The organism is Evansella vedderi (genome assembly GCF_030813435.1).
GTDB lineage: Bacteria > Bacillota > Bacilli > Bacillales > Salisediminibacteriaceae > Evansella > Evansella vedderi.
This window is the reverse complement of record NZ_JAUSUG010000003.1, coordinates 1-13,802: the sequence shown is the minus strand read 5'-3', so window position 1 is coordinate 13,802 and position 13,802 is coordinate 1. Positions and strand designations below refer to the sequence as shown.

At 34.6% G+C, this 13,802-nt stretch carries 16 protein-coding genes and 4 pseudogenes; 13 read left to right on the top strand and 7 right to left on the bottom strand.

Annotated features, from left to right (window positions below; genetic code table 11):
- The first annotated feature begins 278 nt into the window (after window positions 1-278).
- Entirely contained in the window at window positions 279-413 is a 135-nt protein-coding gene (locus tag J2S74_RS04415; protein ID WP_307322349.1) for a hypothetical protein, read from the top strand.
- A gap of 176 nt (window positions 414-589) precedes the next feature.
- On the opposite strand, the pseudogene J2S74_RS04410 reads toward J2S74_RS04415, so the two are convergent.
- Window positions 590-949 (bottom strand): annotated as a pseudogene (locus J2S74_RS04410) (DMT family transporter); the annotation flags it as partial.
- Window positions 950-952: 3 nt separating this feature from the next.
- Between J2S74_RS04410 and J2S74_RS04405 the strand changes: the two are divergent.
- The 3 genes and pseudogenes from J2S74_RS04405 to J2S74_RS04395 form a co-directional block, all read left to right on the top strand.
- Window positions 953-1,621, top strand: a pseudogene (locus J2S74_RS04405) (helix-turn-helix transcriptional regulator); the annotation flags it as partial.
- Between the two features lie 84 nt (window positions 1,622-1,705).
- A complete protein-coding gene (locus J2S74_RS04400) occupies window positions 1,706-2,230 on the top strand; it encodes a dihydrofolate reductase family protein (protein WP_307322346.1) in 525 nt (174 codons plus the stop codon).
- A gap of 141 nt (window positions 2,231-2,371) precedes the next feature.
- Window positions 2,372-2,656, top strand: coding sequence for a hypothetical protein (locus J2S74_RS04395; RefSeq protein WP_307322343.1), 285 nt, complete (start codon window positions 2,372-2,374; stop codon window positions 2,654-2,656).
- Window positions 2,657-2,733: 77 nt separating this feature from the next.
- On the opposite strand, the gene J2S74_RS04390 is transcribed toward J2S74_RS04395, so the two are convergent.
- On the bottom strand, window positions 2,734-2,880 hold the full coding sequence (locus J2S74_RS04390; protein ID WP_307322341.1) for a hypothetical protein: 147 nt from the start codon (window positions 2,878-2,880) through the stop codon (window positions 2,734-2,736).
- Between the two features lie 126 nt (window positions 2,881-3,006).
- On the opposite strand from J2S74_RS04390, the pseudogene J2S74_RS04385 reads away from it, so the two are divergent.
- Window positions 3,007-3,232 (top strand): annotated as a pseudogene (locus tag J2S74_RS04385) (zinc ribbon domain-containing protein); the annotation flags it as partial.
- A gap of 435 nt (window positions 3,233-3,667) precedes the next feature.
- On the opposite strand, the gene J2S74_RS04380 reads toward J2S74_RS04385, so the two are convergent.
- On the bottom strand, window positions 3,668-5,266 hold the full coding sequence (locus J2S74_RS04380; protein ID WP_307322338.1) for a S8 family serine peptidase: 1,599 nt from the start codon (window positions 5,264-5,266) through the stop codon (window positions 3,668-3,670).
- Window positions 5,267-5,402: 136 nt separating this feature from the next.
- Window positions 5,403-5,627 (bottom strand): Fur-regulated basic protein FbpA, encoded by a 225-nt coding sequence (locus J2S74_RS04375; protein WP_307322337.1) that lies wholly within the window; start codon window positions 5,625-5,627, stop codon window positions 5,403-5,405.
- Window positions 5,628-6,219: 592 nt separating this feature from the next.
- Between J2S74_RS04375 and J2S74_RS04370 the strand changes: the two genes are divergently transcribed.
- Entirely contained in the window at window positions 6,220-6,744 is a 525-nt protein-coding gene (locus tag J2S74_RS04370; RefSeq protein WP_307322334.1) for a spore coat protein, read from the top strand.
- A gap of 32 nt (window positions 6,745-6,776) precedes the next feature.
- On the opposite strand, the gene J2S74_RS04365 is transcribed toward J2S74_RS04370, so the two are convergent.
- Entirely contained in the window at window positions 6,777-7,196 is a 420-nt protein-coding gene (locus J2S74_RS04365; RefSeq protein ID WP_307322332.1) for a hypothetical protein, read from the bottom strand.
- A gap of 777 nt (window positions 7,197-7,973) precedes the next feature.
- Here J2S74_RS04365 and J2S74_RS04360 point away from each other — a divergent pair.
- Window positions 7,974-8,285: a hypothetical protein gene (locus J2S74_RS04360; RefSeq protein WP_307322330.1), complete on the top strand. Its 312-nt coding sequence runs from the start codon at window positions 7,974-7,976 to the stop codon at window positions 8,283-8,285.
- A gap of 301 nt (window positions 8,286-8,586) precedes the next feature.
- On the opposite strand, the gene J2S74_RS04355 is transcribed toward J2S74_RS04360, so the two are convergent.
- Window positions 8,587-9,405: a DUF6612 family protein gene (locus J2S74_RS04355; protein ID WP_307322328.1), complete on the bottom strand. Its 819-nt coding sequence runs from the start codon at window positions 9,403-9,405 to the stop codon at window positions 8,587-8,589.
- 209 nt (window positions 9,406-9,614) lie between these two features.
- Here J2S74_RS04355 and J2S74_RS04350 point away from each other — a divergent pair, with 209 nt between their 5' ends.
- The 5 genes from J2S74_RS04350 to J2S74_RS04330 all read left to right on the top strand — a co-directional run bounded on the left by J2S74_RS04350 (window position 9,615) and on the right by J2S74_RS04330 (window position 12,082).
- A complete protein-coding gene (locus J2S74_RS04350; RefSeq protein ID WP_307322326.1) occupies window positions 9,615-10,175 on the top strand; it encodes a GNAT family N-acetyltransferase in 561 nt (186 codons plus the stop codon).
- A 24-nt stretch (window positions 10,176-10,199) separates the two neighbouring features.
- Window positions 10,200-10,946: a hypothetical protein gene (locus tag J2S74_RS04345; RefSeq protein ID WP_307322324.1), complete on the top strand. Its 747-nt coding sequence runs from the start codon at window positions 10,200-10,202 to the stop codon at window positions 10,944-10,946.
- 90 nt (window positions 10,947-11,036) lie between these two features.
- Entirely contained in the window at window positions 11,037-11,465 is a 429-nt protein-coding gene (locus J2S74_RS04340; RefSeq protein WP_307322320.1) for a nucleotidyltransferase domain-containing protein, read from the top strand.
- On the top strand, window positions 11,462-11,746 hold the full coding sequence (locus J2S74_RS04335; protein ID WP_307322317.1) for a hypothetical protein: 285 nt from the start codon (window positions 11,462-11,464) through the stop codon (window positions 11,744-11,746). The genes J2S74_RS04340 and J2S74_RS04335 overlap by 4 nt, the downstream gene beginning before the upstream one ends.
- A gap of 108 nt (window positions 11,747-11,854) precedes the next feature.
- Window positions 11,855-12,082, top strand: a complete 228-nt coding sequence (locus J2S74_RS04330) for a hypothetical protein (protein ID WP_307322314.1) — start codon at window positions 11,855-11,857, stop codon at window positions 12,080-12,082.
- Between the two features lie 258 nt (window positions 12,083-12,340).
- On the opposite strand, the gene J2S74_RS04325 is transcribed toward J2S74_RS04330, so the two are convergent.
- Entirely contained in the window at window positions 12,341-12,691 is a 351-nt protein-coding gene (locus J2S74_RS04325) for a DUF2200 domain-containing protein (RefSeq protein ID WP_307322311.1), read from the bottom strand.
- A gap of 866 nt (window positions 12,692-13,557) precedes the next feature.
- On the opposite strand from J2S74_RS04325, the pseudogene J2S74_RS04320 reads away from it, so the two are divergent.
- A pseudogene (locus tag J2S74_RS04320) lies at window positions 13,558-13,802 on the top strand (IS5/IS1182 family transposase); the annotation flags it as partial.

Sequence of the window (13,802 nt, the reverse complement as noted above, 5' to 3'; positions counted from 1 at the left end):
TGTTGTATTTCAATGAAATCAGATCCAGAACTATGGTACTAGTAATTGGATTTGGTGAAATATAAGTTGGATCCGAACGATCCTTCCACCTACTTTGTGGTGTGGGATATTGCCCCCGCCAGTGATATGACGCGTTTGAAATTTATTTAATGAATCGTAGAGCGTACTAGGTAAGTAATGATGTACATAATTAGGAAATAATGATACCGCTAAAGGAGGGGGGAGTAATAAAATTTTTTATAATGGATTGTTCGTTTTTCTATGTTAACACATAACTTTTGGTAAATGTTACTGTTCATCAAATTCAGATAAATGGCGTACCGTATGTAGTGAAAGCCCCACGTACGGTACAGAGCAGGGGAGAAGCTGGAATTAACATCAAACGCTTACCTATTGTTACGATGATTAGATAATAAAACTATAAATTCTCAATTCTTCGATGTGTAATATTTAATAAATAGAAATATTTATACATTATTTTGAGGTGGTGGGTTTATGGCTATGATTTGTGAGTCTGATAAATTGGATTACTAGAGTTTCTTTGTAAAGATTGTACTTAACTGCAGTGAATGATATCCCCTTCAGCGAATTAGCTGATTTTGAGGGGCCTTTTATTTTGTTTGCAATTCTTTGAAGAAGTTTCTTTACTCAAAGCCAATAATAGAATCATGAGAATGATAAAAGTTGTACCAAACCATTGAAAAGTTCCAAAGGGTTCTTTCAACCAAAATACGGTGGTGAAAACAGCTGCTAATGGCTCGGCACTTCCTAGAAGACTAGTTTCTTTAGCTACGAGACTTTGTAAACTTTTTATATAAAACCAAAATGCAATCATTGTGCCAAAAATGATAACAAATAGTAAGTATAAATAAGCCTCTACTGTTAAGGATTTAAAATCCATTTGCCAAGGTGGATGGACAAAACTTAGGGCAAAACTACCGATAATCATAGTCTATTTATAAATAGTGGCTGTCTGCACATGGCAAAAGATCAGAATGATTCGAGTTGTGTTTACATTTGTTTAAATGTTTCTCCAAGTTTCGTTTTATCACAAGAACTTTATACCAGCTTTGTAAACCCTTATATACAGGCAACTAACATGCCTTATTTACACTTGGTTCCAAAAGAGCTTTGGGCAAAAAATATTTTAGACTCAATGATGAAAATTAATCAGTTAATAAAAGAAAATCCACCATATTATGAAATTGACATCAGCCAACATCTAACATTCATTTGGAAGAACCTAATTATGAATGGTGTTCAATTAGTGTACGAACAGACGGAAATGTTAAAGAATCATCGAATGAAGCAAATGTTAAATTGGATACACACACACTATTCTGAGAAAATTTTGTTAGACGATATTGCACGAGCTGGCGGGTTAAGTCGTTCTGAATGCTGCCGATATTTCAAACGAACACTAAAGAAAACACTCTTGAATTACGTAACCGATTACCGAATTCAAAAAAGCCTACTTTTACTTCAACAATCAGAAACCAATGTCACTGATGTTGCCTATCAAGTAGGGTTTAATAGCACAAGCTATTTCATTGATAAATTCCGAAAGTCAATGAAGATGACCCCATTAGCATACAAAAAATATAAAGTAGCTGACTTATAGGTAGAGACGGTACATTCTTGTGGCTGTAATCAAATGAAATATTGAGTACTGGAGCGTGCTAAGGGAGAGGTGTGGGGAGATATTATGAGAAATTTAGTATTATTTATTGCAACCAGTTTAGACGGGTATATAGCAACAAAGGATGAGTCTTTAGATTGGTTATTTAAGGTTGAAGGTGAAGGTGACAATGGTTATGCAAAGTTTTATGAAACTGTTGACACTGTTTTAATTGGTAAAAAAACTTATGATTGGATAATGAAACATGAAACAGGTGAATTCCCATATAAAAACAAAGAGTGCTATGTTTTTACAAGGTCTCCTATTGAAGATAACGAAAATGTACGTTTTATAAATGATGATATAACTAGTTTTACAAACGAACTTAAAAACCAAGAAGGAAAAAATATTTGGATTGTTGGAGGAGGAGAATTACTACAATCTTTCATAAAAGAAAAATTAGTTGATGAAATTATTTTAACAATTGCCCCGACTGTAATTGGTAATGGAATACCATTATTTAAAGAAGGTGATTATCAATTAGATCTAACACTAAAAGGTACAAAAAACTATAATCAGTTTATAGAACTACATTACGGGGTTAACAACTAAAGTATCCTTATCTACAGTTTTCTCGATTAAAGGTTGCTAGAATGTACCTTTTATCTTTATACACATGAATGCCAAGATTGGGGCTTATGGACTTAACGTGAAGCGCTCACTAGGCATGATTGGTCTTGAAAGGCTGAAGCTATGAATACGGACAAAAGTTATACAGAATTTGATATTCTTCTCTCTGCACAATTTCTAATTATGTATGCGAACAATATTAAAACGCTAGCTGAGTTATTGAGTGTTACGAAAGAAATTAAGCTGGACAAGTTAGAGGAGGCTGGGATGTATCGTGTGGTGAAGGATGTGGAGGGAGAAGGAACCGAGATGCGTAAAAACGTATATGCACAATTTAAAATAGTGGATGAACCTTGGATGTGTGTTAGAGTTGCACCATCCAGTTTTTTACGCAAATGGCATAATTAGCTGGAGTGAGGAACTTTTTGTATTGGCTACGAGAAGAGCAGATAAGTTTTATAAAGTAATTGGTTTTTTTGAAATAATTACTTCCAACTTTTTTCTTTAATGAGTTTTAAGGCTTCAACTAGACCTGGAAGTTTATCGTGATTTTGAATTTCATTATTTTGAAGGATTTGATTGATTCTACCCTGCAAAAGCATTTCAATCTCTTCCAGTAATTTTTTTGACATTCACAGTCTCCCCCTAAAACCTAATGTTATTTATCATTTCCGACAGAAGCCTCCCTCTTCAATCGCGAGAAGGGCTTTAGCCCAGCGATAAGAGGGAGATGAATGTCAGTTGGCGATAGCCAAAATAAGGCTGAATGGTACGGCAAGACCGTTGTGGAAGTGAGTAAGACCTTTCCTAGTTCCCAACTATGTTCATGTTGTGGCTATAAAAACAAAGAAGTTAAAGATCTGAATTTGTTGTGAGTGGACTTGCAAATGTGGAGCCCATCACCAAAGAGATATTAACGCAGGACTAAATCTTAGAAATGAAGCTGTAAGGCTTCTAACCGCAGGAACTGCGGGGATAGCCTAATCAAAAATTGGCGGTTACGCTGGTGTTCTTAGGAATCCCCCACTTCAATCAGACCATAAGGTCGATAAGTGGTGGGTAGTTCAAGATATGCACTAAAGCTTTAAAATGTTATACTATAAAATTAGTAAAATGTTGTAATTGATACTTAGTACAACTATCTCTGACAGTAAAGAATATTGTAAATAGTAAATAATTGTTTATACGAGGGATGGGAAAATTGCCGAATTTCTTCGGGAGTGGGCAAACAAGAAGAACCACAGTAGAAAAATCAATAAAATCAGAAGGTTGATGTTTTCTGCATCAACCTTCTTTCTTATTTTGGGTTTTATTATTAATTTTCTTAGGGATGTGAATAACTGCTGGCGCGTTTGTCGGTTTGAAGGGTTGTAGCTACACGATCACAAATCCCGTAGTAGGCTTGTTAGGAACTAGACATTATCCTCCACTCACATCTAAGAAGTAATGTCCACTTCCGTGGAAACTATATACTTCAATGAAATAATTTCCTGTTCTTCGAGGAACAAACGAAACTGTCTCCTGCCTATCTGTTGAATTGGAGTATCCAATTATATTTCCATTTGAATCATAGATATAGAGATCAAAGTCAATCCTTTCATTTTCTTGGATCATGGTTATAGAAACAGGGTAAGATAGATTGTTCACTGCGTATTGCCATATGTCTTGTGATCGATTTTGTAGAGAGCCGTTTTGTGAAATGTGCGTAGGGGTTTCTGGTATATCTCCACGTACATCAGCGGCTGTCATGACAGCTTGATAGCCTTGCAAACGTCCATACCCATAATCGATATCCTTATCAGGTCCTCCCCAATCTTGTGAGGATTCAAACAGGATCCCTTTTATTTGATTGTTAGTTAATTCACGATCTGCTTCTAACATTAAGGCTACTGTTCCTGCTACATAAGGCGATGCCATACTCGTTCCACTAAATGTTATATAATCAGACCTTGAATTTGCTCTTGCTGCTGTTATTCGGTGACCTGGTGCGATAATATCTGGCTTGATTCGTTCATCGGCAGTTGGTCCTCTGGAGGAATAAAGGTTTAGGAAAAATCCCCTCTCTCCAACGTCTGCCATTGAACCGACAGTAATCGCTTTTTCCGCAGCAGCAGGAGTCCCTATGGTGTATCGATTAGGTCCTGAATTTCCAGCAGATACGACTACAATGATCCCATGATCGACGGCAACATTGCAAACTTGAGATAATGCATCAAGTCCATCTGAGCTTCCTACTGAACCCAGGCTAAGATTTGCAATATGAATATTATAGGTGTCTTTATTATCGATGAGCCATTCTATTCCTTCAATAATTTGCGACATCGAACCAGACCCAGTTCGGTCTAATACTTTTACCCCAACAATGGAAGCTTCAGGGGCGACACCATGATATCGGTAGTTTCCATCCCCTGTTCCAGCCGCAATACTGGCAACATGGGTACCGTGACCTTGATCATCATAGGGGGATTCAACGCCATTAACAAAGTCACTCCAGCCAACAACCTTATTTCCACTCAGATCCATATGCTCGTTATCGACACCTGTATCAACAATGGCAATGGTTATTCCTCGTCCTGATAATTGAAAATCCTCTCGAGCTCTTTCGGTACTAAACCATTTATTAGCCGTATCTAGATTGATATGAATTTCAATATTTTCCTCGATAAATTTAACATCCTGTTGTGTATTTAATTTTCTAATCTGAGCTGGTGTTAACTCAGCTAGAAAAGCATTAATATACTTAAAAACCTTTTTCGGTTTAAAAGAGTTACCAAGAATCTTATCTAGTCTTTTAAGGTCCTTTTGGACATCACAATTTAAATGAACAATAACATCAAAAAGTTCAGTTGCTACTGATTTTTTAACTTTGTCTTCAAGTTGTTGTTGAATCTTATTCTGTTTTTGGTAAGCGGTAATCCTTTGATTATCCGGTTGTGGAGTTTGCTTTTGAGATTTCAACTCATCAGAGGCACGAAAAGTCGGTAAGTTTTTTTCTGAATCAATTCGTTTAATCTTCAAAATGAAACCCTCCTCTTCACTACTTTGTTATCTTATGAAAAAGAAACAATAAAAAGTATAGGTCCATATGCTGAAATTAGTATCTAAGGTGGACTTTTCCATATACCATTTTTCTTTGTATCTGTTACTATCCTATTCATTCGTTATTATCTAACCTCCTAAATTCATCTTGTAATTCAGAAAGCGTAAGTTTATATAATTGTTTGTTATTCACTTTGTAAACCCCAGAAGAAATCAATAAATCAATTAATTTTTGCCTTTTTGCTTCAATTGCTTTATTTAAAATACCCATTGTTTTAACGCCTTCCTTTTCTATAGTCGAATTTTGCTTGTTTAGCTTTTCTAATTGCCGCGTGTTCAAATAATCTTTAAATGGTCGTTTGCTCTGTTATCTAAAAAGATTGATTGGAAAAATCATAGAAAGAATAATAGTCTCAGAATTTAAAAGATAGCATACTAAAAGTTGTAATTTTAGGGATTCCTGCAATTACATACTTTTGACCATTCTTGTGAAATAATTTAATTTATTTTATAAGAAGCCTTCTATCACCTATCCTTAATTTTATTTTACTAGATAACTTTATTCATTTTTATTTAATAACTTTATTGTAATTTACTCTTAATATTGTTGTGCATGTTGTCATAAAAAGGTTAAAAGTAAAGGCTTATTGTAATAAATTAATAAAATTTATATTTACTTTCTTTTTCTAAAAAAAGGACTAAACTGTATTGGAATTCAAAATGTTTGGCTACGACGGGGGCGTTAGTAAAACAAACTTAAATCTCAATGAAGCCAAGTGACCAAATTTCCTGGCGTACACAACCATGTCACCTTTCCACTACTACGCAATTGCCTAAATTTGGAACAAAACAAACCATCCTGTGAATAGTCTAGTTTTGAGCATCTAGGTTTGATCATTTTGTTCTAAATTATAAAAGGGAGTTGTAACGGAATGAGTAATCATTTAGCTTGGCATGAAACGTTAGAAATCCATGAACTTGTTGCCTTTCAGTCAATCGGGCTGCAAAAATTGAAGAAATCCCTTCCTGAGGTGACCGATCCAGAGTTAAGACGGTTATATCAAAAGGCTATTCAAGGTACGACAAGGAATTTAAGGGATTTATTAGTGTTTTTTCCTGAGATGCCTCCGTTTAAAGATAGGGAAGATCTAGATGAAATGCGTTCAGATTCAGAGGAAGAAGAAGATCGTGAAGACCCTATGACTGGCTTTTTTGCAGGTGAGTTATTAGGATTAGCAAAGACAACCGTACGAAATTATGGTATTGCCATAACAGAAACGGCAACACCTTCAGTAAGAAAAGTGCTGAAAAGGCAGTTAAGCGAATGTATCGATTCACATGAAGAAGTGTTTCGATTTATGCACCAAAGAAGTTTTTATCCTGCATATAACCTGGAAACTCTTTTAAAGAACGACATGCGTTTAGCACAAAGGGCATTATCCGGTAGAGAAGATTAAAATAGCCTATTTAAAAGTAGGGTCCAATTAACTCAAGTACGTTGGCTAGAGTTTATTTCTTCTTCTGATACACTGTGAATTTTCCAATCATTGTTAACCTTTTCTAAAAGAATGATTCCGTTAAAGTCACTACACCATCCAGACCTGGCTTCATATGTGAGATAGTAATACGAGACAGCATAATAGGATTTAACAGAAGTATAATATATATACACACTGGTGATATTCCCAAATTTTTGAATGTTATTCTCAATATATTTCTTATTACCATAAGTTTCTTTAATAAAATGATCGTTCAATACACTTATAAACCTCTGTGCATCTTTTTCATTAATGGAATCCACCATTTGGTTAATCGTCGCCATAATTTTCATTTCTTCCGTTTCGTTTAGGTCAAATCCTAATAGGAAGATAGTAGTGCATAATAGGAATAAAAGCATTTTTCTTCTCAACGGTATCGCCTTCTCTTTTTTGATAATAAATAGGGAGGTGAGTGTGTTAAATACTTGAAAAGTATTTGCTTTTTTACTTTATTAAATGCTAGGGAAAAATTCACATAATTGCTTTAAGTTTTTTTATATAGGAATACAAGGGAGTTTAAAAGGAGAATTGTTTTTCTTATCTAATTATTTCCAGTATTGAATTTAGGGAAAAAATTAATAATATCTTTGTTCCCTAAAATTACCGAAATAAGAACAGGAGCTACTCTCCTCCTCCGGTTCTAACCGAAATGAATAATTACCTAATGCTTAAACGAATTCTCTCTTACTGCGGAGAGAATTCATTTTTTTCTTTTTGCTCATTATATTACGGGGCTGGGGGGTATTATTTTTATTTGGCTGCTTTCGCAAACTTTGTTGCTTAATTTTAAAAGCTTGGAGAAGCGGAAGGCGGCAACTCCAGCGGGAAAGGCAACATTCTTTTCTTGCGACGAGTAATCGCAGGAGCAGCTGAAGACATTCAAGTGGCTGTCTCTTCCTCTACTAGCTTAGCTACGTAGTGTATCCGTCGAGACAAATCGAAGAATACTCGACGAAGCATCGCTCTTTGAAGCGTTGCCCGCGGAACCAGGACGGTGACATAATGCCTGTAGCGTATCCAAGCAGAATATACTTCCTTATACCAACAATCTCTTAGAAAATAACTTTTTATTTCTATACTTAAATTTTTAAAAAAAAATGGGATATTAATTTAAATTGTACACAGTCTATTTTCAGGAGGTGAAAACCATGCCAAATCAAAATCGAAACCATAACAATCAACAAAATGGTCAAAACCAGCAAAATCAGCAAAACCAACAGAATCAACAGAATCAAGTAACTCAAGGTGTTGCAAATACAATTAAAAGCACTGCTGATGTTGTTTTTGACGCTGCGCAAAATACGATTCAAGCCACAGAAAATATTGCTATGAACGCGGTTGACCAAACTGCACAGGCCGTTGGCAAAACAGTAAACACCATTGGGAATATCGGACCTAACCAACAAAACAATCGTCAGCAAAATAACCAACAAAATAACCAACAAAATAACAATAAATAAATTCTGTAATCTAAGATGCAGTCATATTTATTATTGGGTTTCCGACCCTTTTATAAGGTTAACCAGTTTACTGGTTGACCTTTATCCACTGAACAATATATCAGTAACAAGCTTAGGAACTTGATAATTATATATTAGGAAAAAAGAGTAAATAAATTCATGACCTTACATAGTGCTACATAAAAAATAAATGACAGATTTGGGTAAAGGATCGCAAAGTATTTGAGTTACATGTCTGCTAAAAAAAAGATTACTCAATTGGTAAGAGGAAGCCCATTGAGTAATCCTTTATATAGTAGTATTAAAAACCGAATAAATCCTCTTCTGACATTTCCACTGCATTATTTATAACGTCTTCGGGAATTTCGATAAAGTCTAGTTCATTAAAGTTACTGAATTTAATATGCATGTTCTGGGTTGTAGAGATGGCTTCTCCCATAAGATCCATCGTGAATGCCATTTTTACGGTAGCTTCTGTTTGATACATTGTATCTTTGTCAATAACAATCTCGTATTCTAGTTCATCAATGATCATCTCAGAAAGTAATTCGTCCATTTCTCCCATTCCATCTCCAAACAAACCGCTCAATTGTTCAAAGATAGCCTGCATATCCACATCTTCTCCTGTTAGGTTGATAATATAGGAATCATTATCTGTTGTTAAGGAGAGGTCAGATATATACTGCTGCAATGTCATTAATTGATCCTCAGGACTCATCTGTGCTTCTAGATCCATTAATTCAGTAACGAGAGAGTCTGGGTATTTGATCCATTGTCCCATCATAGGGTCCTCTATATAAAATCCATGTTCTTCTGAGAAATATGATTCATAGGAAAGTGTTTCCCCAAACATATCCATTGACATTGTTTGGAAAAGAAGCATTGGGTCTTGATGTATTTCTGATGTCATATTCATATTCATTGTTACGGACTCTTCCCCTGTCATACCCAGTTGTTGTTCCATTTCTTGATCCATAGTGTAACTCTTTAGTTCTTCCATTGTGGTTATGGACTCGTTTAAGATATCTTCTAACGACTTATCTCCAGCCACTTGATCACTACATGCACCTAGGAAAAAAGCCGTAGAGCATGCTGTAAGAAATGCAATTATTTTTTTCATTAAATAAAACCCCCTATTTTTTGTACGTGTATATTTACGTGTTGTTTTATAAAAGGTTTCACTTTCTTTTAATAAATAAATAATTCGGAGGCATTTGGTTGAAATAAGAATGGATTTAAAAGAAGTGCTTTTTTGTCAGTTGTAAAGGAAATGAATGTTAAAATGTAAATAAACATTTGGAACTGATACATAAAATTGGGGGTTGTACTATGGGAAAGGTTGAAACAAAAAAATGTTATATGAGAAATGGAGAAGCGTTTTTTCTACGAACAGCCTTTCCAGATGATGCAGAAAAAGTGTTAGAATTTAATAAAACCATTATTTGTAAAGAACCTTACCTGATTACTACTGAGGAAGAGTTTAAATTAACGGTTAATCAACAAAAGTGTTTTTTACAGAAAATGTTAGAAGGTGTAAGTAAGTTAGCCATATTGGCTGAATATAATGGAGAAATTGTTGGAACATTAGATTTTCATGGTGGACAGAAAAGGAGAATTGAACATCAAGGCTCTTTTGGTATGAGTGTGAAAAAGGAATTCAGAAATCAGGGGATAGGGAAGATATTACTTACTGAATTTTTAGAATGGGCAAAGAATAACTCTAAAATAGAAAAGGTATGTCTTGAAGTGGTATCTGAGAATAGTAATGCTGTTCGATTATACAGAAATTCTGGATTTCACGAAGAAGGTCGTAAGAAAAATGCAATCAAAATAGACGTTGGAAAATACTATGATTTAATTTCAATGGCTTGTTTTGTAAAGGCAAAATAATTTTTTAAAAGGTGTGTTGATATAGTGAGGCTCGTAATTTATCTTTTCGTCCTTTTCATTTTTTTATTAGGTTGTATGGGTACCAATGAAAACAAAGAAATAACAAGAGAAGCGGATCTTCAAGGGATAACTTATCTGGGTGACTTTGATGACCAAATGATTTTTGTACATGTAGATGATGATAGAAACCCAAGAGAAAAGCAAAGTTTTACTGGAACGGAATATGTTTACGGATATTGGCTTAAAGTTACGAATGATACGGAGATCATAAACGAAGCTGGTGAGGAATTGACCCTTGAAGAAATTTCAGTACGTTATATTGAAGCATGGGTGAAAGAGGAATTTGTAGAAGAACGTACAGTAGCAAATATTTATGAAATATCCTTAGAGGAAGAGGGACGGACATTGTTCCCAATATATACGGCGGAAAAAATCAAACATGTAGAAGTGGTACGAACAAAAGAGGACGTTATTGAACAACTTAAATCCTATGAAGAAGGAAAATATACGTTGCATCTGTTTTTTGATAGTATGGAAAGTCACAATGATAGGGTTGATGAGGCAAATGAAGTCATGGATATCATTTCCGATTTAGAAACAATTGAAACGGGCTTCGTAAGTACAGGGGCGGAAGGGCCACCAGAAAATGCAAAATTATTAGGAATTGAGGAGTATCCTAGTTACGTTATTTTTAATACAAGAGATGTTGTTTTAATAACAAGTAATTTAGATGAAGTTAAAGAATTTTTTGGTTTAGAAGTGGAGGAGTAATGATTCGATTATTTTCAAAAACAATAGGTTGACCGTTTACGGATGAGGGACCTTTAAAAATGAATTTTAATAAAATTAGGAGAAAGTAAAATGAATAAAATAGAACCGATAAAGGCAGCAAAGCAATTTGTTAATAAACATTTTCCAGACTGCCAAGGAGCTTTGTTAGGGGGAAGTGTCGTTCGTGGTCAAATAACGGAAACATCAGACCTTGACATTATTATCTTTGATAAACAGCTCCCCTCATCATACAGGGAATCAATCGTTGATTTTGATTGGAATATAGAAGTATTTGCCCACAACTTAACATCATATAAAGATTTTTTTAATAGTGATGTTGAAAGGGCTAGACCTTCCATGCCAAGAATGGTTTCAGAAGGAGTAATAATAAAAGATAAGGGAATAATCGAATCAATAAAATTAGAAGCTAAAGAGTTATTGGATAAAGGCCAGCCGTATGGTCGCCTAAAACCATTGAAATTAAAAGATATTTTCTTACTGATGCCCTGGATGATTTGATAGGCTGTACAAATAGAGCAGAAGAAATTTTTATTACGAATACCCTAGCTGAAGGAGTTAGTGAATTTGTATTAAGAACAAATCGACAATGGATTGGTTCCTCAAAATGGGTAATTCGTTCACTAAAACACTATGACGAGAGTTTTACAGAACAATTTGTAGAAGCGTTTGATACATTTTATAAATTTGGAGAAAAAGATAAAATCATTCAATTAGTGGATAGCATTTTACAACCATATGGAGGGCGTTTGTTTGAGGGATTCTCTTTAGGAAAAGAATAAAATACTCTTTAAGAAAAACAAGTTGCCGCCCGCTGCTCTTTTGGCGTTTACGAACATTTTAAGAAACTTTTTTGTTATCTAATCGTAATAAGGATAAGGGGGTGCGAAATGGTAGCTTTATTAGGGTTTATTTTAGTGTTTCTGTTTTACTCATTGATGATTATATATAAGATGTTGAAAAAGAAAAATAAAAATGTAGCAGTAGATTTGGTATTAATCTTCGTTGGCGGTCTTCTAATTCTTGTTATTTTTATGTATTTAAACGTATTTTTAATATATTTCTTTGGACTATACACACTTGGAATTATATTAAAATATTACGCTAACCAGTCTTAAAATTTATCGCATTTTTTTAGACGGAGAATTAGGCTGGGGAAATGTTGTTACTATGAGTATAGCTGGTCTTATAGGTGTACTTATTGCATCAAGGTTTAAGGCAGTTTTAATAAAATATGAAGCCTAATAGAATTTCATAGCTTATTGAAGTAAAGAGGTGATAGTGAATGAAGCTTCTTGATTATTGTCGATACAACAAAAAAAACACCGATTCTTTTATTTTTATAATTAGGATCAGTGTTTCTTCATTTTTAATTATTATTTCCGCAATATCTTCTCCATCGCCTTTCCCTTTGCTAACTCATCAATCAGCTTATCCAAATAGCGAATTTCCTGCATCGTCGGCTCTTCGATGTCTTCCACTCGGACACCGCAGACCACACCTTTGATCAAAGCCCTCGAAGGATTCAGTTTGGGAGCTTCCGCAAAAAAGGTTTCAAAGTCTGTCTGTTTTTCTAGTTGCGATTCTAACTCTCCCTGGCTGTATCCTGTCAACCAACGGATGATTTCATCGACCTCTGTTTTTGTACGTCCTTTTTTCTCTGCTTTCGTAACATAATGGGGATAGACCCTTGCGACACTCATTGTATAGATATGATGTTTGGTCATGATACATCCTTCCTTATAGGCTTTTCTTTAGTATAGTACGAAAAATGGTCGGGTTCAAACAAAGTAACCATCGATGGAGTATTGGATTTATTCTTGAATGAAATATGCAGCTCTTTTTTGTACCTATAAAGGGGAAGTGTTTCTGCAACAAGCGGAGACGCCTTTTTTACATTTTTATCCTAAATAAAAGGGAATTAGTGGTATCATTAAGACAGAGATGAAGTATTGGGAGTTTAGAAGAATTTGAAGGGGATAATGGCATAACTGTCGGACAACTTGCCATAGCTGAAGAAAAGTAAAAAAAGGAGTACCTCCCCTAATGTCTATTTTACTCTTCTTCTAGTTTGAAAAGAAAATGGAAGACTAGTTAGAAGTTTACTTGTCTCATAAACAAATTTATGGAACATGTATCGTACCAGAAGCATAAGTTACGTGTTTCATAAAGCGTACATGAAACGCGTAACGAAATGGAAGTGTGACTTACGTGTCTCATAAAGGCATTATGAAACGGGTAAAATTAATTATTTTTAAAAAGATATAAATATTATTCTATATATGTTCTCATTATATGAAACTGAATTATGAAATTGATTCAAGTAGTAAAAATCATAAAATATTACTTTACTGAGCACATAAAACTTATCTAAAGGGGAAGGTAATGAGCACGAAACGCGACTAAACAGTGGAGGAGATATTTTGGAAAAAATGCAAAAAAAGATTATTTTTTATTTTTTACTATTTGAATGAATTTCATAAATCTCGGCCCTTATGGGCCAAGGGTTTCAAAGCATGAAAAAAGGAGTACCTCCCCAAATGTCGAATTTAGTAAGTGACCAAACCAACAAATTCGAAGGGGGAAGACTCCTATGTCTATTGTACGACAAGAGAGCCTTTTTAGCATGCAAATTTTATTTGATTTAGAGCCTACCCAACGTTACGATGAAATTTTTTCAGCGATTGATATCAATCCAATCCTTTCTATCGTAGCGAAAAAATCCCAATTAGGTAGACCTGTTGAATTAAACTATCCTGCAATGGTTCAAGCACTTGTGGTAAGACTTGTTGAAAGAATTCCTGAAATACAACTTCTAGTTGAACGTTTAAACTCAGA